Origin of the sequence: Luteibacter sp. 1214 (assembly GCF_031455395.1) — a bacterium.
Lineage (GTDB): Bacteria > Pseudomonadota > Gammaproteobacteria > Xanthomonadales > Rhodanobacteraceae > Luteibacter > Luteibacter mycovicinus.
Map to the genome: position 1 here is coordinate 18,511 of NZ_JAVDSQ010000008.1, position 17,788 is coordinate 36,298.

The window sequence follows — 17,788 nt, forward strand, 5'->3', positions numbered from 1 at the left end:
TTGATACTCCATAAAATCAGGTATTGGCTTCCCCACCAACGACAACCTCACCCCGAGTGCTTGCCGTCGATGGATTGACGTTTCGACCATCGAAGGCCGAACTGCCTTCCCCGGCTCTAGTTGTGTGTGTCGCTGACCAGCTGTCCTGCCATTCCGATCCGAAGGACCGACACCGAAAATTACGTTCGGCATTCGGATCATACTAGCTGAGCCAATCCAGCGTAAGCAACGCACACAGCCGTGAAGACGTGTACCAAAGCGCCTTTACGGCACTTTGGTACGGGTCCATCTATCTCCCGTTCAGCGCAGACGAGCTTCCACCCACGCAGGGATGCTTTCGAGAATACCGGGAAGCGCCGGGCTGTCGACGCCGCCACCCTGGGCCATGTCAGGGCGGCCACCGCCCTTGCCGTCGATCTTCGAGGCCACTTCGCCCACCAGATCGCCGGCCTTGACCCGGCCCAGCGCGGCGCCGCCGACGCCTGCCACGAGTGCAACGCGACCATCGACCGCACCTGCCAGCACGATGGCGCAATCGCCGAGCTGCTGCTTGAGCACATCGACGCTGTCGCGCAGCGACTTGGCATCGAGACCTTCAATACGGGCGGCGACGACTTTGATACCGGCGACATCCACCGCCGAGGCGGCGAGATCGGCCGAGGCGGAGCTGGCCGCCTTGGCCTTGTAGGATTCGATTTCGCGCTCGAGCTTCTTCTGTCGATCGAACAGCTGACGGAGTTTTTCGACAACTTCGTCACCGGTCGCGGCAAGCAGTCCGGAGACCTCGCCAAGGACCCGTTCTTCATCCGAAACACGTGCCATGGCTCCCGCGCCAGTCACCGCCTCGATGCGTCGTACGCCAGCGGCGACGCCGGATTCCGCCACGATCTTGAACAGACCGATGTCGCCCGTCCGGGACACGTGCGTGCCGCCGCAAAGCTCCGTCGAGAAGTCGCCCATCTTCAGCACGCGCACTTCGGCACCGTATTTTTCGCCGAACAGCGCCATGGCGCCGAACTCGATGGCTTCGTCGTAGGCCATGTTGTGCACTTCGGCGGCGTCGTTGTGGCGAATCTCGTCGTTGACCATGCGCTCGATCAGCGCGAGCTCGTCGGCGGTCAGCGCCTTGAAGTGCGAGAAGTCGAAACGCAGGCGCTCAGGAGCCACCAGCGAGCCCTTCTGCGAAACGTGGTCGCCCAGGACGGTACGCAGCGCGGCGTGCAACAGATGGGTCGCCGAATGATTCAGCACCGTGGCCTGACGCTGCGAGGCGTCCACCGCGGCACCGACGATGTCGCCCTTGTTCAGCGGCGCGGACCCCTGCCAGGTTCCGAAGTGCGCGAAGAACGCGCCACCGACCTTCTGCGTATCCGCCACGGCCAGCGCGCCCGAAGGATTGCGCAGGACGCCGGTATCGCCCACCTGGCCGCCCGACTCCGCGTAGAACGGCGTACGGTCGAGCAACAGAAAAGCTTCTTCGCCGTCGGAGAGGCGATCCACCGACTTGCCGTCACGGACGATCGCGAGCACCCGGGCATCGCTCAGCTCGAGGCTGTCGTAGCCGGTGAAAACCGTCGGCGACACCGCGCTGGCGACTTCCGCGGGCAACTGGGCCCTGGTCGAGAAGTTGCTGGCGGCGCGAGCACGCGTGCGCTGCTCGCCCATGGCCTGCTCGAAGCCGTCCATGTCGACGCTCATGCCGCGCTCGCGGGCGATGTCGGCCGTGAGATCCACCGGGAAGCCATACGTGTCGTACAGACGGAAAGCGTCGACGCCGGGAATCACCTTTTCCGCCCGGGATGCGATGTCGTCGAACAGACGCATGCCGTGCTCGAGGGTTTCGCCGAAGCGCTCTTCTTCGTTCTTGAGCGCCTGCTCAACGAACGCCTGCTTCTTCGCGATATCCGGATAAGCCTCACCCATCTCGGCGACCAGCGGCGCGACCATCTTCCAAAAGAAGTCGCCGCGCACGCCCAGCATCCAGCCGTGGCGCAGGGCGCGACGGATGATGCGGCGGAGCACGTAGCCACGACCTTCATTGGAGGGCAGCACGCCGTCGACGATGAGGAACGAGCAGGCACGGATATGGTCGGCGATGACGCGCAGCGACTTGTTCGAGAGGTCGGCGGTGGCGGTCAGACGACCGGCCTCGGCGATCAGATGGGCGAACAGGTCGATTTCGTAGTTGGAATGCACGTGCTGCAGCACGGCGGCCAGGCGCTCGAGACCCATGCCGGTGTCGACGCAGGGCGCCGGCAGCGGCGTCAGCGTGCCGTCCGGGGCACGGTCAAACTGCATGAAGACCAGGTTCCAGATCTCGATGTAGCGGTCGCCATCCTCGTCGGGCGAGCCCGGGGGGCCACCGGCCACGTCGGCACCGTGGTCGAAGAAGATCTCCGTACACGGACCGCAGGGACCTGTGTCAGCCATCTGCCAGAAGTTATCGGAGGCGAACGGCGCGCCCTTGTTGTCGCCGATGCGGACGATGCGGTCCACCGGGACACCGACCTCCTTGTTCCAGATATCGAAGGCCTCGTCGTCCGTGTGGTACACGGTGACCCAGAGGCGCTCGGCCGGCAGCTTGTAGACGTCGGTGAGCAGCTCCCAGGCGAAGCGGATGGCGTCGCGCTTGAAGTAGTCGCCGAACGACCAGTTGCCCAGCATTTCGAAGAAGGTGTGGTGGCGGGCGGTGTAGCCCACCGCGTCGAGGTCGTTGTGCTTGCCGCCCGCCCGCAGGCAGCGCTGGACGTCGGCCGCACGGACGTAGCCTGGCTTTTCGCTGCCGAGGAACACGTTCTTGAACGGCACCATGCCCGAGTTCGTGAACAGCAACGTGGGGTCGTTCGACGGCACCAGCGATGCCGAAGGCACGATGGTGTGGTCCTTGGAACGGAAGAATTCGAGGAAGGTCGAACGGATTTCGGCGGTTTTCATGAGCGATCGTGGCTTGGAAGCTGCGAGACGCGTTACGTCGACGCCCCGTCCAGAATCAAGGCTCGTTGCCTTCAATCGTCGTCGGCGTCTTCCGCATCGGCGTGGGTTAGACCACGTACTGTGGCGGCGGCGAAGCCGCGACGCAAGAGGAATTGCGCCCGCCGCGCCCGTTCAGCGGGGTCGGCCGAGGATCCGCCATAGCGCCGACGCAGCTGACCGGCGGCCAGATCGTCCCAATCGATGTCCGTTTCCTCCATCAACTGGCGGATCGTGGCATCGCTGACGCCCTGACTGCGAAGTTCGGCCCGGATCCGTGCCGGCCCGTAGCCCTGCCCGGCCCGACTGCGAAACAATGAGGCGGCGAAGCGATCGTCGTCCTGGTAGCCCTGGTCGCCCAGCCGCTCGACGGCGGCAGTCGACTCGTCACGCGTAAAACCGCCGCGATCAAGCTTCTGCCTGAGTTCGCGGCGGGAGTGTTCGCGCCGGGCAAGCAGCCCAAGCGCCTTGTCGTACGCGGTACGGGTGGGGCGATCGGCCTTGCCGTCGCCCTTCCCCGCGCCTTTATCAGACTTCCTCAAGCTCGTCGGCCTCGGTCGAGGCTTCGGACTTCGGACCGGCCTTGACCAGCAGGCGCGCGCGCAGTTCCGCGTCGACTTCGTTGGCCATGGCCGGGTTGTCGCGCAGGAACTGGCGGACGTTTTCCTTGCCCTGGCCGATGCGATCGCCCTTGTAGCTATACCAGGCGCCCGACTTGTCGATCAGGTTCTCCCGCACGCCCAGCTCGATGATCTCGCCTTCGCGCGAGGTGCCCTCGCCGTAGAGGATCTCGAACTCGGCCTGGCGGAACGGCGGAGCCACCTTGTTCTTGACGACCTTGACGCGGGTCTCCGAACCGATGACTTCGTCACCCTTCTTGACCGCGCCGATACGGCGAATGTCCAGACGAACCGAGGCGTAGAACTTCAGCGCGTTACCACCGGTGGTGGTTTCCGGGCTGCCGAACATCACGCCGATCTTCATACGGATCTGGTTGATGAAGATGACGAGGCAGTTGGTCTTCTTGATGTTGGCCGTGAGCTTACGCAGGGCCTGGCTCATCAGACGGGCGTGCAGGCCGACGTGGGAGTCGCCCATTTCGCCCTCAATTTCCGCCTTGGGGGTCAGCGCGGCCACCGAATCGACCACGACCATGTCCACGGCGCCCGAGCGAACCAGCATGTCGGCGATTTCGAGCGCCTGCTCACCGGTATCCGGCTGGCTGACGAGGAGATCGGCGACGTTGACGCCCAGCTTCTCGGCGTAGCTCGGATCGAGCGCGTGCTCGGCGTCGACGAAGGCCGCCGTGCCGCCGTTGCGCTGGCAGGACGCGATGGCCTGCAGGGTCAGGGTCGTCTTACCGGAGGATTCCGGGCCATAGATTTCGACGACACGGCCACGCGGCAGGCCGCCGATGCCCAGGGCGATATCGAGGCCGAGCGAGCCGGTGGACACGGTATCGATGTTGTCGTCGACACGGTCGCCCAGACGCATGACCGCACCCTTGCCGAACTGCTTTTCAATCTGGCCGAGGGCACTCGCCAGCGCCTTGCGCTTATTGTCGTCCATCGTGGTATCCGGTCTCGTGTGTAGGTGAGTATCTTGCCGGACCGTCGTCTCAGGGACTGCGATCCGCAATCCCCAAGTTTGCCATAGCCCGGACGGTTCAGCCCTTCAGTTCCGCGGTCATTCCAGCAAGTGCGGCCGCGACCGTCTGCCGCCGCACCGCCTCGCGGTCACCATCGAAATGGTGAAGCGTGGCGTGGGCATAGCCCCCGCGGCGCTTCCAGCCGATCCAAACGGTGCCGACAGGTTTGTCTGGCGTGCCGCCGGACGGGCCCGCGATGCCGGTCACCGCCACCGCGACACCGGCGCCGTACCGGGCCAGTGCACCGGACACCATTTCCAGCACGGTCTCCTCGCTGACGGCGCCCGTCCGCTCCAGCGTGCGCGGGTTGACCCCGAGCAGCGACTCTTTCGCGCTATAGCTGTAGGTCACGACGCCGGCTTCGAACCACGCGGAACTGCCGGCCAGGTCGGTCAGCGTCTTGGCGATCCAGCCGCCCGTGCAGGACTCGGCGGTCGCGACCATCACCCGGCGCTCCTGCGCGGCGGCGGCGACCTCCTGGGCCAGCGCCATGAGTTCGGCATCGGTGGGCATGAGGTCAACGGCCATCCGGGGATCCTGTCGGGCAAAGAGAGAACTTCTAACCCGGAAGGTGGCGGGCTGTCGATGCGAAGCCAACCCCAATCCGGACGATTTTTCAGAAAAGTTCTATGTACGACGCATTGTCGCGTCCGGCCAACGCCGCTACGATGGCAACCCATGATTGGCATGAAACGACGATCCTGAGTTGCCGACTCGTCGTCGCAAGCCGGTCCAGAGCGCCGCCCTCCCCTACCAACGCGTACTGCCCATCAAACCGTCTGCTTCGGCAGGCGCAGGAAGAAGCACCCTCATGAAAAGGAACGTCACTCGCAACGTGGCGCGGCTTCGCGTCGCTGTCGCCACCGCCCTGTTCGTCAGCACGCGGCCGTTCGCGCTGCCCGCGCCGCCGCTGCCAACTGTCCCCGACGACGTCCGCGCCGCTCTCGCGCCCGACGACCTGGTGCTCGCCTTCAAAACCGGCGAGTTGACCCGCAACGGCACGAAAGGGCTCGTCGTTGCCGTCTACCCCGGCGCACGTTACGTGGAAGAGCCCCGTCATGGCGGAAACAACCCATGCAAGCTGATCGTGTTCACCGATCACGAGGGCACGTGGAAGGAAACGGCTCGCAGCGACAGCGCGGTTGACTGCGTCAACAACCCTTATATGAGTCGCCCGCAGGAAATGATGGGCATTTACGACCTGGAAATCGCCGCCGGCACCATCCGATGGGCAAACGCGACCCATCGCCAACATCACACGTTCGAGTTCACTTACGACGGCATGAGAAAGCGGTGGATCGTCCATGCGATGACCCAGGACTTCCCTGTTGAACGGTCAGCCGACCCCGACGCGCCCCTGGGCGCCGCCCACGGCGAAATCGTCTCGCCTCGCGATTTCCCCGTTACTCCGATGGAAGACCTCGATCCCGACCGCCTCTGGCCTCTGCTCGTCAAACACACCACAACCACGTTCTGAGCGGAGGGAACCGTGAGCACATTCAACCAACACTCGACGACACTGCTGAAGCGCGCGATCGACAAAGGAATCACCTCGCCCGCTGAGCTGGCCAATCTCATGGGCCAGGCCTCGGTGGAGTCGATGAACTTTCATCGCGTGAACGAAAGCATGATGTATTCGAGCGCCGATCGCGCGCTCAGCCAGATCAAAGGCCTTAGCTCCAGACACACCCGCGAGGAGGTCGACGCGGCACTGGCTACGCGAGATCCCGAGACCATCGCAAACCTCCTTTACGACACCCACCCCAAGCTTGGTAACCGGGAGCCGGGAGATGGCTGGCGTTTTCACGGGCGCGGCGTGATCCAGCTGACCGGACGCTCCAATTACGAAAAGTTCGGGCGACTCGTGGGCGTGGACCTGGTCGAGCACCCGCATCTTGCGAGCGATCCCGACGTTTCCGCCGATGTCGCCATCGCCTACTGGAAGGAACGATGCAGAGACATCGATCCTTCGGATGTACGCGCGGCGACCAAGGCCATCAATGGCGGCAGCAATGGCTACGCCGAGCGCGTCGCGGCGGTGAATCACTGGTCGACCGTCATCACGCCCGAACTCGTCGAAGGGATCCGTAACCAGACCATCGGCACCGAAGACCTCATGGCGATGAGTGCGTCGCACCAGGCGCCGGCTTCTTCCACGCTGCGCGAAGGCGCTCGTGGGGATCGGGTCCGTGAACTCCAGACGCAACTGCATGACCTCGGCTACGCGGTGCGCCCGGATGGCGCTTACGGCAACGCCACGCGGCTCGCCGTCATGGCGTTTCAGCAGAACCACGACCTGGTCGTCGACGGGGTCGCGGGAGTGCGGACCGTCGATCACGCCAGAACGGCGCATGAAGCGCTCATGCAGAACAGGGGCCCATATGTCAGCGCACCCGACAGACCTGATGGAAATGTCACGCGGCAGACGTCGACGCACGACATGTTCGAGGCATTGTGCCGTTCGGGCGCCGAGGGCGACGTGGACGCCTTGTGCCGGGTCGGTCGGACCTATGGCGAAACGTTGGACGGGCAGACCTGGCTGCTTCAGGGTGAACGGAGCAACCAGCAGGCCCTGACCGATTCGCTCTCGGTGCAGCCCGCAGCGGAACAGGCGCCTACTCAGGTCGCGGAGCAAAGCGCTCCAGCGATGGCGCTCTGACATGCTACCGATGACCCGGACCGACGCTGAAGAGATCACGGTCAAGCTCGGCATGTTCGCTTCGGGCCTGCAGGGCCTGGGCGAGCGCCTGACACGACAGGCGGAGTTGTCGCACGCCGAACTCGTCCGCGCGGCGGAGTCGCTCGCACTGACCGCGGAGACAAGCGCACGCGACGCGACCGCCGAGCTTGCCCTGCGCGCTGGCGACGCGATCGTCGCCAGCGCCGCCGCTGCCGCCGGCGATCTCGAGCGTGCGATGACGCAGGCGTCGACCCGGCTGACACGTGCAAGTACGGCGCTGGAAGCGAACGTCCACGCCCTGAGACGCCTGCACGCCATCAGCGCGTGGAAGGCGCTGGCCGCCGCAGGCGCGGCGGCGGCCTTCGCGATCTGTGGCGCCTGCGTGCTCAGCTGGACTACTTACAAGCGTATGGACGACGCCGCGTGGTTCGACGAGGTGCAGGAAGCGCGCGCGCATGGGCGCCTGCAACCCTGCCCTGAAGGCGGCGTATGCGTCTATGTCGGTAAACGCTGGCACCGCCTGGGCCACTGAGGGCAACGATTGGCCGTTGCTCACATGTTTTTCAGGGCGGCGCACATTGCCATCACCGGCGCTCCTCCTTCAGCATGGCACCCCCATTTTTGAATGCGGCAAAAACTCAGCCAGAGACACGGCTGTCGCACGAGTGACATCGCAAAGTGACAACGTTTGCATCCGCACGGAAGCGTGCGCCTTGGTTTCAAGCGCAACCTTCACGAGACATACACATTCCAAACGTTTTCGTAAGCCTTAACGCACAGCAAGAATGTGATCTGCGTCAACTTTCGGTTAGTTAAAGACATGATAAGGGCTGGATTTGTGTGATATTCGCCACAGAAAACGGTTATACAGCCCACTAGTCAGGAATGCGACGTTGCGCTATCTTAACAACGTGGACTGAGATCCGCAGAAGCGTTTTGGGGAATCACTGGTTCGGTGCGGCAACTGCGAGTGGCGATATCTTTATCGCTCCGGGGGTCGTGCGGCCATTCTTTGCTGGCACGTAATGCAAGGGCGCGCAGGCGCTCGATACAGGATGTTCTATGGATGATTTGCATATCGCTCGGGGCCGGTTGGCCCGAGGTTACAGCTCCTCCAGGGGAGTCTTTTGCCGTTGGCGCGCGTCGCGCCACGGCTCATCGACCGATACCGGTCTGGCAAGTCGCCAGGCCGCACGTTCCGTCGTCATTTTCGTAGCGATGTAAACGGTTTCTCGACCCCGCGTCCGGGCTTCCGCGACGAGGGCCGCTGATGTTTTCTGTTTGCTTTTCATGACTTACGAGCCACGCGTGAAAAAAATCCTGCACCCTGCCCTTACTCTCCTCCTCGTCTCCGGGTTTGTCCTGCTGCTGTCCGCATGCGGCACGCCGCCGGCGAAGGACTTCGGCGGTCGCTGGCGTCCGGTCAACAAGTACGACGACAAGGTGGTCGAGATCCCGCTCGCCGTGCCGTACACGTATTACGCGGCGCCGATGGACGGCACGCTGAAGGTGATGCTGACGCGCTGGTCTTCGGACACCGGCATGAAGCTCAACTACAAACTTCGGTCCGACTTCACGCTGCCGAAAAGCACCTCGTCGATCCATACGACCGAAGGACGCGACGCTGCCTCTCAGCTGAGCGCCATCTACGCGCCGCAGGGTGTCGTCGTACTTATCGACGGCCCGGTCATCGTGGTCGAGGAAGCGAGTGCCATCGTCCCGGCCGCCGGCACCCCCGCGTCGGCCTCTGAACGCAAGGCCAGTGCCGACAACGCCACGCCAGATGCTCCGCAGACGAACCACACTTCCGCCGCACCGGTTCCTGGTGCGAAGACGGCCGCTAACTGATCCGATCCAGCGTTGTGACCAAGGCAGGCATTCGTTAAATGCGTAACAAAAAAGAATCTCCGAAGATCGACGCCGCGGTAGCGAAATCCGTCGATTTCGAAATCGCGGTAGGCGACCTCGCCCGGCGCAGCGAACGTCGCGCATGGATGGTGGCGTTCGCCTCCATCATCATGTCGCTGATCCTCCTCGGCGGCTATTTCTACATGCTTCCGCTGAAGGAAAAAGTGCCGTACATCGTCATGGCGGACGCGAATTCGGGCCTTAGCTCAGTCGCCCAGCTGACGGACGACGTGTTCAGCCGCCGCGTCACGGCCAGCGAGGCCGTGAACCGCAGCAACATTGCGCACTTCATTCTCGCGCGTGAATCGTTCGACGTCGCGATCATCAATATGCGTGATTGGGCCACGGTGCTGACCATGTCGTCGCCTTCCGTCGCGCAGGTCTATGTCAACCTGCACGCCCAGTCGAATCCCGACGCCCCGTTCAAGACTTATGGTCGCGAGCGCGCGATCCGCGTCAAGATCCTCAGCATCGTATTGATCGGCGGTGGGAACGGTGCGACGCCCAAGGGCGCGACCGTTCGCTTCCAGCGGTCTGTTTTCAACAAGCAGACTGGTGTGACGGTGCCTCTCGACAGCAAGATCGCGACAATGGAATTCACCTATAAGCCGAACCTGAAGATGGACGATCAGTATCGCGTCGAGAATCCGCTCGGATTCCAGGTCACCACATATCGCGTCGACAACGATTACGCCGAAGGCCCGCCGCCGGAGGTACCCGCCACGCAGGATCCTTCCGCTGCGCCGACTGGCGCGCCGTCGACCGCTCCAGAAACGTCGGGCGCACCCTCCGCCATCCCGCAGGGCGCGCAGGCTGCGCCTCTCTCGGCACCGCCCATTCCCGAATCTGCCGCGCCGGTCGCGCCGCAGGCCGTCCCGCAAAACGCCGCCAATGGAGGGCGCCGTTGATGAAAGGTTCCAGCACACTCCGACTGGCCATGCTCACCTGCCTCGCGATCACCTCGCTGGCAGGCGCCGTCAGCGCCCAGGTCGTCACCCCTCAGGTCGTGACCCCGTATGAATACCAGCCCGACCACATCTACACCGTGCGTACAGGCCTTGGCATCACCACGCAGATCGAGCTGAACCCGAACGAGAAGGTGCTGGATTTCAGCACCGGTTTCAGCAGCGGCTGGGAACTGACGCGCCGCGACAACGTGTTCTATATCAAGCCGAAGAACGTCGACGTCGATACGAACATGATGATTCGTACGGCGACGCACTCCTATATCTTCGAGCTCAAGGTAGTAGCGACGGACTGGAAGACGCTTGAACAGGCGCGCCGCGCCGGCGTGCAGTACAAGGTGACGTTCACCTATCCGTCGGACACCAGCTTCATCGCGGAGACCAAAAAGGTATCCGAGACCCCGGAACTGGATACGTCGCTGGTCAAGGGTCGCGACTACAACTTCGACTACGACTACGCCAAGACACGCAAGACCGCACCGTGGATCGTGCCAGTCAATGTGTACGATGACGGGCGCTTTACGTACATCAAGATGCCAGACCTAAAGCAGTTCCCGACGGGCAATTTCCCCACGGTGTACATGCGCGAAAAGGAACACGGTGAAGATCAGGTCGTTAACACCACGGTCGAGGGCAATACGCTCGTCGTCCATGGCACGTACAACTACCTTGTCATCCGACACGACTCGAACGTCGTGGGCCTGCGAAGGAACACAAAGAAGTGACCCCGAACAATCCTTATCATCCGGACGACGAGAACCAGGCCGGTCATGTCCCGCCGCACGAGGGCGTGGGCGACCGTCCCGATCCTCTGGCCAGCAACCCCTATTCACAACAGCGCCAGCAAGCGCCGCAGCCGGACCTGGACGCGGGCGCGCCGACACTTGCGGCGAACGACGTTCGGCGGATGAACAGGCGGGCGCTGGTATTCCTCGCCGGCATCATCGTTCTGCTGCTTACCGCGGGATACCTGCTTCTCAGCGGAGGTAGCTCCAAGCAGCAGGTCGTGGAGAAGCCGCGCGAGGAACAGGTCAACGTTCCCGAAGCGCCACGCGTCATGCCGACGCCCGCCCTTCCCAACACAGAGAACCGTGCGCAGCCTATCGCGCTGGCTCCGCCCCCGCCTCTGCCGACCCCCGAACAGTTGCGCCCCGCCTCCATGCCCGAGGCGTCGCGCGGTCCGACCCTGCTCGAGCGTCGCATCATGGCCGCAAACGACGCAGCACAGATCGCCGGCAATGCGAATGGCGGCGGTGGCGGTCAGGCCGGCGGTGGCCCGCAGGGCTTCATGGGAGGTGCTGGCATTCCAGGCTTTCCAGGCGGCCCGCTTCCGAACAACGGCGTACCGGTCAACAGTGCCTATGGCGCCAAGGAACTCGCCGACGTCTCGAGTGCCGAACCGTTGACGCATCCGGACACGCTGATGCTGCGGGGCACGTTCATTCGTTGCGTGCTCGAGACCCGCATCATCACCGACATCCCGGGCTTCACGTCCTGCGTGGTCACCGAGCCGGTGTACTCCTTTACGGGTAAGCGCCTGTTGCTCCCGAAGGGCTCGAAGGTGCTGGGCAAGTATGAGATGGAACCGAACGGCCCGCGCGTCGCGGTGATCTGGGATCGTGTCGTCACTCCGACGGGGATCGACGTCAAGATGGCCAGCCCGGGTATCGATACGCTGGGTGGCGCCGGTCACCCCGGTTACTACAACGCGCACTGGGGTAGCCGCATCGGCTCAGCCCTGCTCATTTCGCTGTTCAGCGACGCGTTCAAGTACGAGGCCGCCGAGCATGGTCCCAAGCAGACGACGATCAGCAATGGCGTCGTGACGCAGAACCCGTTCGAGAGCAACACCGCCATGACCATCCAACAGATCGCCAACAGCGCAGTACAACGCGCAGCGAATCGCCCGGCCACCGTGACGATCAACCAGGGTACGGTCCTGGCGATCTATGTCGCGAAGGACGTCGATTTCAGCGGCGTGGTCGCCCGGTATTGATGCGGATTCGATAGAGCATGAACGAATCCGCCCTCGCCGCTGTTGGTAACGAATTCCTGGACTATCAGTACGAAGTACTGGGCGTCCGGGACTTCCTTGCCTCGCCGGATGTCACTGAAATCTGCATCAACCGCCCAGGTGAGCTTTACCTGGAGCGGCGCGGTGCATGGGAGCGGGTCGACATTCCGTCGCTGACCTTCGAGCGTGCGCGTCAGTTCTGCACCGCGGTGGTCAACGAGAGCAACACCGGTCAGCGCATCACGGATACCGATCCGGTCGTGTCACTGACCTTCCCGACCGGCCAGCGTGCCCAGTTCGTCATTCCCCCGGCCGTCGAAGCCGGACGTGTGTCGATCACCATCCGCCTGCCTTCCAAGCACAGCAAATCGCTCGCCCAGTACCAGGAAGACGGTTTCTTCGACGAGATTCTGGAGGGTGGCAACGCGATCAGCCAGGTCGATCGCGAGCTGCTCGAGCTTCGTGCGGAGCGTCGTTACGCGGATTTCTTCCGCCATGCCGTCGTCAGCAAGAAGAACATCGTCGTCGCCGGCGCCACGGGTAGCGGTAAAACGACATTCATGAAGTCGCTGGTCGGGCATATTCCTGTCGATGAGCGGCTCGTCACCATTGAAGACGCCCGAGAACTCTTCATCGACCAGCCCAACGTGGTCCACCTGCTCTATTCCAAGGGGGGCCAGAGCACCAGTAACATCACCGCGAAGAGTTGCATGGAGGCCTGCCTGCGCATGAAGCCGGACCGGATCATCCTTGCCGAGCTTCGCGGCGACGAGTCGTTTTACTTCATCCGAAACTGCGCATCGGGGCATCCCGGTTCGATCACAAGCTGTCACGCAGGAAGTGTGGAGCAGACCTGGGACCAGCTGGCCCTCATGGTCAAGGCATCCAATGAAGGGTCGGGACTTGAGTTTTCGACCATCAAACGTTTGTTGATGATGACTATCGACATCGTCGTACACATCAAAGCCCATGCCGGGCGTCGACACATCACCGGCATTGACTTCAACCCGGCTCGCGCACTATCGGCGGACGGGGGGTAACGCTCGGACAACCGGTGATTAATCAGGAGTTGTAACGGTGGTACCAGGAATGGAAATGATGGCGTGTCCCAACCTTGCCGTACCGGCGGAGGTGATGCAGCACGTGGTCAATGTCGAGTCGTCGCGCAACCCGTTTGCGATCGGCGTCGTCGGCGCGCAGCTCGTTCGCCAGCCTCAGAATCTCGATGAGGCCGTGGCGACCGTCCGCATGCTCGAAGAAAAGGGCTACAACTATTCCCTGGGAGTGGCCCAGGTCAATCGTGCCAATTTCGGCAAGTATGGCCTCGATAGCTACGAAAAAGCCTTTGAACTCTGCCCCAACCTCGTTGCCGGTTCAAAAATCCTCGCTCAGTGCTACACGAGCGCCGGTGGCGACTGGGGCAAGGCATTCAGCTGCTACTACTCCGGCAACTTCACGACCGGCTACCAGGATGGTTACGTCCAGAAAGTGTTCGCCTCCATGTCCCGCCAGGCCATGGCGACCAATGCCAGCGCAATCCCGATCCAGTTGGTGAACAACGGTGCGAGCAAAGCCGCCACGCGCGGAACACCGGTGATCCGCGCTGACGACGGCGCCTATCGCGTCGCGATGCGGAGTGTGGTCGATGCGGCGCTTTCCACCGCGGTCGCTCCTGCCGTCGCGTCCGCCGCCGGCGTCAACGGTCAGGTGCAGATGCCGATGGTCAGTGCCGACCCAGCGGCTGTCGTCTACTCGCAAGGTAACGGGCGGATTCCAGCCGATTCGGCCACCGCGGCAGCCATGGCGCAGGTCGGCGCAGCCTTGCCCACCAATCTCCCTGCCCCGCAGCCGGGACGGATCCCCACCGACGCGGCGACCGCTGCCGCGATGGCGCAGATCGGCATTTCGGCCAATCAGGTGGGCAATGCTCCCGCCGCCGCCGCGGACGATCCCAATTCGGTCTTCGTGCCCGAAGTCCACGGTCCCAACGATCCTGCACCGGCGATCAGTCCGTCATCCGGTAGCGGAGCACCGGGGCAGAGGCGGGATCAGGCCGACCTTCGACAAGGAGGGGGCGATGGCGCTTTCGTCTTCTGAGTACTCCGGATCATCCATGCAAAGGATGTCCACCATGTGTCGCACGGTTATCGGCATGTCCGGTAGTCGCGATGGCCTTTGGGCCGCCCCGTGCGGGAAGAGGGTTTTCCCGCATGTCGTTTCGTCAGCCGGTGGCCTTCGCGCCGCCACCACCGCGCGGCGGTCATCCGACCTCCGCATTCACGTTTACACTGTCCACTAAGGAACTTTTGAGATGGCCCTGCCCTCCCTCAACACCATTTACGATCCGTCGAAAACGTCGCTGTCCCGCAAGATCGCCTTCTTCGCCATCGTGCTCGCCATGATGCTGCCGACCATCGTTTTCGGTGCCGACGGCGACGGTACCGGCGAAACCGGCACGAAGGTCTGCGGCTTCTTCCAGAGCATCAACGGCCTGCTGAATGCGGCATCCATCGTCGTCGTGACGATCGCCGTGATCTTCTCCGGTTACCAGATCGCCTTTGCGCATAAGCGCATCGCCGACGTGGCCCCCGCCCTGATCGGTGGCGTGCTGATCGGTGCCGCGGCGCAGGTCGCCAGCATGGTCGTCGGCGGCACCGGTTCCGGCACCGGCACCACCGCCTGCACCTCGTCCAGCGGTAAGGTCGGCATGATCCTCGATGCCGCCAACGCCGCCATGAGCCTGCTGCACCTCAGTGTATAAGAACGCGCTTTTTCGCGGCTGCACGCGCCCGCCCATGTTCATGGGCGTTCCTTACGTGCCGTTCTTTGTCGGTGCGGGCGGCGGACTGCTGATGGCGATGTACTTCAACATGTGGTTTCTCCTGCTGATTCCGATCAACGTCTTCATCATGCGTCAGATGGCGCGTCGTGACGAAATGATCTTCCGGCTGCTGGGGCTGCGCCTGCAGTTCCGCACGAAAATCCGGAACGTGCAGGAGCACGACGGCATGTGGGTGTTCACGCCGAACAACTATCGCGAGCCCGGGAAGGCGAAGCGATAAGCGACACAGACGCCCTGGCAGATTTCCTGCCAGGGCCTTTTCGAGTTTCCTTACGGTAACCAGCCATGTTCACTCCAGACGCTCCGATCGGCGAACACATTCCACTATCCACCCACGTCTCGCCGACCGTCCTCAAGACGACCGGGGGCGATTACATGCTGGTCTGGCGACTGGCCGGATTGCCGTTCGTAGGTCGCGAAGAGTGGGACCTCGAGCACCGCCACAATACGTTCAACCGCATGCTGCAGACCCTGCGCGCGCCGGACTTCGTTAATGTGGCCTTCTGGGTCCATGACATTCGCCGCCGTCGCAGTCTGAAGCAGAAGGACAAGTTCAACCACGCGTTCAATCAGACGATGTCGGACGCGTACTATGAGGCGCTGTCCTCCCAGAAGCTCATGCAGAATGAGCTATACCTGACGATGCTCTACCGCCCGGTCGTCTCGGGCAAGCGTTTCGCAGAAAAATCCAGCGACGCCGCCCGCCTGCTCTCGGAGCAGAATCAGGCGATCGCCACCATTCTCGAGCTCGCCGGTAACGTCGAGGCTGTGCTGAAAGACTACGCGCCATCGCGCCTTGGTATGTACGAGGCCCCGAACGGTATCGTGTTCTCCGAGGTGCTGGAGCTCTTCGGCTACGTGCTCAATCGCATCGACGAGCCCGTTCCGGTGCTCAGCGCCCCCGTGAAGGATTACCTGCCGGTGAGCCGCCAGCGCTTTTCGGCAAAGACGGGTGACTTCGTTCTGACCACACCCAGTGGCATCAACCATTTCGGCGCCATCCTCAACATCAAGGAATTCGTTGACGGGACGTTCCCTGGCATCCTCAATGGCCTGAAATACCTTGACTTCGAATATATCGTCACCCACTCGTTCAGCCCGATGGGCCGCCAGGATGCGCTGAAGGCACTCGAACGCACCAAGGGCATGATGATCTCCTCCGGCGATAAGGCGGTAAGCCAGATCGTCGAGATGGACCAGGCGATGGACCAGCTGGCCTCCGGCAATTTCGTGCTGGGTGAATACCACTTCTCGATGACCATCTACGCGCCTTCCCAGGAAGCCCTGTCGCAGCAGATTGCCGCCACGCGCGCGGAGCTGTCGAACGCAGGCTTCGTTTCTGTGAAGGAAGACCTGGCCGTCACGGCAGCCTTCTACGCGCAGTTCCCGGGCAACTGGAAGTACCGCACCCGGCTGGCGAACATCAGTTCACTGAACTTCCTCGGCCTGTCACCGCTGCACAATTTCGCCACCGGCAAGAAGGAAAACAACCCGTGGGGTGACGCCGTCACCACGTTGCAGACGACCAATGGCCAGCCGTATTACTTCAACTTCCACGCCACCCATCCCGCCGAGAATTCGTTCGGCGAAAAAGCTATAGCCAATACCATGGTGATCGGTAAGTCGGGTACGGGTAAGACGGCACTGATCAACTTCCTGCTGAGCCAGGTGCAGAAGCTCGATCCGTCACCGACGATCTTTTTCTTCGACAAGGACCGCGGCGCCGAGATTTTCGTGCGTGCCTGTGGCGGCAACTATCTCGCCCTCGAGAACGGCAAGCCCACCGGCTTCAACCCATTCCATTGCGAGCGTACCGAAGAAAACGTCCAGTTCCTTGCCGATCTGATCAAGGTTCTGGCGGCGAAGAGCATCTACAGTTCGCGCGAGGAAGAAGATATCTTCCGGGCAGTCGAGAACATGCTCGACACCCCGATGCACCTGCGTAACATGACCAACTTCCAGAAGAGCCTGCCTAACCTCGGCGACGACGGCCTCTTCATCCGCATGCGCAAGTGGACGGCTGGCAACTCGCTGGGCTGGGTATTCGACAACCCGAAGGACACGGTCGACCTCACCCGGTCCAACATCATCGGCTTCGACTACACCGACATCATCGACAATCCGGAAGTTCGCGCGCCGGTCATCAATTACTTGTTGCATCGTCTCGAAGCGCTGATCGACGGTCGCCGCCTCATTTACGTGATGGACGAGTTCTGGAAGATCCTCGACGGCAAGGGCGGCCTGAAAGAGTTCGCGAAGAACAAGCAGAAGACCATCCGTAAACAGAACGGCATGGGCATCTTCGCGACGCAGAGCCCGGAAGACGCCCTGGCCAGCGACATCTCCGCCGCCCTGATCGAACAGACCGCAACGATGATCCTGCTGCCGAACCCGAACGCGAGCCGCGAGGACTACGTCAACGGCCTGAAGCTGACCGAAGCCGAATACCAGGTGGTCGTCAGCCTCGACGAGCGTTCGCGTCGGTTCCTGGTCAAGCAGGGTCACGCATCGGCCGTCTGCCAGCTCAATCTGCGCGGCATGGACGATTCGCTGGCCGTCATTTCCGCGTCGACCGACAACATCGAGATCATGCACGAGATTCTCGCGCAGCGTGCCGCTGATGAAGGCATCTCGTCCGACGATCTCACCCCCGATCAATGGCTCGAATCGTTTTACGAGCACCGCAAGGGCAGCGGCAAGAAGCCCAGGCCCTCCGGCCCGCAGTCCACGCGCCCCGCGCGCAGCGCTGCCATCTGACATT

Annotated in this window: 15 protein-coding genes and 1 pseudogene; 12 read left to right on the forward strand and 4 right to left on the reverse strand. The window is 62.7% G+C overall.

From position 1 onward, the window contains the following. Window positions 1-300: 300 nt before the first annotated feature. From alaS to J2X57_RS16655, 4 genes are all read right to left on the reverse strand, one after another. The gene (alaS, locus tag J2X57_RS16640) at window positions 301-2,934 is read right to left on the reverse strand and encodes an alanine--tRNA ligase (RefSeq protein WP_308847972.1); all 2,634 of its coding nucleotides are present in this window, start codon (window positions 2,932-2,934) and stop codon (window positions 301-303) included. Window positions 2,935-3,005: 71 nt separating this feature from the next. Continuing rightward, on the reverse strand, window positions 3,006-3,512 hold the full coding sequence (locus J2X57_RS16645; protein ID WP_036114731.1) for a regulatory protein RecX: 507 nt from the start codon (window positions 3,510-3,512) through the stop codon (window positions 3,006-3,008). Beyond that, on the reverse strand, window positions 3,499-4,539 hold the full coding sequence (gene recA / locus J2X57_RS16650; RefSeq protein WP_036114733.1) for a recombinase RecA: 1,041 nt from the start codon (window positions 4,537-4,539) through the stop codon (window positions 3,499-3,501). Before recA ends, J2X57_RS16645 begins: the two co-directional genes overlap by 14 nt. 97 nt (window positions 4,540-4,636) lie before the next feature. Then, the gene (locus J2X57_RS16655; protein WP_036114736.1) at window positions 4,637-5,146 is read right to left on the reverse strand and encodes a CinA family protein; all 510 of its coding nucleotides are present in this window, start codon (window positions 5,144-5,146) and stop codon (window positions 4,637-4,639) included. A gap of 283 nt (window positions 5,147-5,429) precedes the next feature. On the opposite strand from J2X57_RS16655, the gene J2X57_RS16660 reads away from it, so the two are divergent. The 12 genes and pseudogenes from J2X57_RS16660 to J2X57_RS16715 all read left to right on the forward strand — a co-directional run bounded on the left by J2X57_RS16660 (window position 5,430) and on the right by J2X57_RS16715 (window position 17,784). Continuing rightward, window positions 5,430-6,095 (forward strand): hypothetical protein, encoded by a 666-nt coding sequence (locus tag J2X57_RS16660; protein WP_309868847.1) that lies wholly within the window; start codon window positions 5,430-5,432, stop codon window positions 6,093-6,095. A gap of 12 nt (window positions 6,096-6,107) precedes the next feature. Next, complete coding sequence (locus J2X57_RS16665; RefSeq protein ID WP_309868848.1) at window positions 6,108-7,277, forward strand: peptidoglycan-binding protein; 1,170 nt, start codon at window positions 6,108-6,110, stop codon at window positions 7,275-7,277. Window position 7,278: 1 nt separating this feature from the next. Continuing rightward, entirely contained in the window at window positions 7,279-7,830 is a 552-nt protein-coding gene (locus J2X57_RS16670) for a hypothetical protein (protein WP_043693060.1), read from the forward strand. A gap of 758 nt (window positions 7,831-8,588) precedes the next feature. Next, window positions 8,589-8,999, forward strand: a pseudogene (locus J2X57_RS16675) (hypothetical protein); the annotation flags it as partial. A gap of 185 nt (window positions 9,000-9,184) precedes the next feature. Further along, complete coding sequence (locus J2X57_RS16680; protein ID WP_036114742.1) at window positions 9,185-10,114, forward strand: type IV secretion system protein; 930 nt, start codon at window positions 9,185-9,187, stop codon at window positions 10,112-10,114. Continuing rightward, window positions 10,114-10,896, forward strand: coding sequence for a TrbG/VirB9 family P-type conjugative transfer protein (locus J2X57_RS16685; protein ID WP_051943819.1), 783 nt, complete (start codon window positions 10,114-10,116; stop codon window positions 10,894-10,896). Before J2X57_RS16680 ends, J2X57_RS16685 begins: the two co-directional genes overlap by 1 nt. Beyond that, a complete protein-coding gene (locus J2X57_RS16690) occupies window positions 10,893-12,167 on the forward strand; it encodes a TrbI/VirB10 family protein (RefSeq protein ID WP_036114745.1) in 1,275 nt (424 codons plus the stop codon). Before J2X57_RS16685 ends, J2X57_RS16690 begins: the two co-directional genes overlap by 4 nt. A gap of 17 nt (window positions 12,168-12,184) precedes the next feature. Further along, window positions 12,185-13,225, forward strand: a complete 1,041-nt coding sequence (gene virB11, locus J2X57_RS16695; protein ID WP_036114748.1) for a P-type DNA transfer ATPase VirB11 — start codon at window positions 12,185-12,187, stop codon at window positions 13,223-13,225. Between the two features lie 37 nt (window positions 13,226-13,262). Then, window positions 13,263-14,282 (forward strand): lytic transglycosylase domain-containing protein, encoded by a 1,020-nt coding sequence (locus J2X57_RS16700; protein WP_309868852.1) that lies wholly within the window; start codon window positions 13,263-13,265, stop codon window positions 14,280-14,282. A gap of 214 nt (window positions 14,283-14,496) precedes the next feature. Then, window positions 14,497-14,946, forward strand: coding sequence for a TrbC/VirB2 family protein (locus tag J2X57_RS16705; protein WP_081907540.1), 450 nt, complete (start codon window positions 14,497-14,499; stop codon window positions 14,944-14,946). Then, entirely contained in the window at window positions 14,939-15,247 is a 309-nt protein-coding gene (locus tag J2X57_RS16710; protein WP_309868855.1) for a VirB3 family type IV secretion system protein, read from the forward strand. The genes J2X57_RS16705 and J2X57_RS16710 overlap by 8 nt, the downstream gene beginning before the upstream one ends. Before the next feature lie 65 nt (window positions 15,248-15,312). After that, a complete protein-coding gene (locus tag J2X57_RS16715) occupies window positions 15,313-17,784 on the forward strand; it encodes a VirB4 family type IV secretion/conjugal transfer ATPase (protein WP_036114754.1) in 2,472 nt (823 codons plus the stop codon). Window positions 17,785-17,788: the final 4 nt, after the last annotated feature.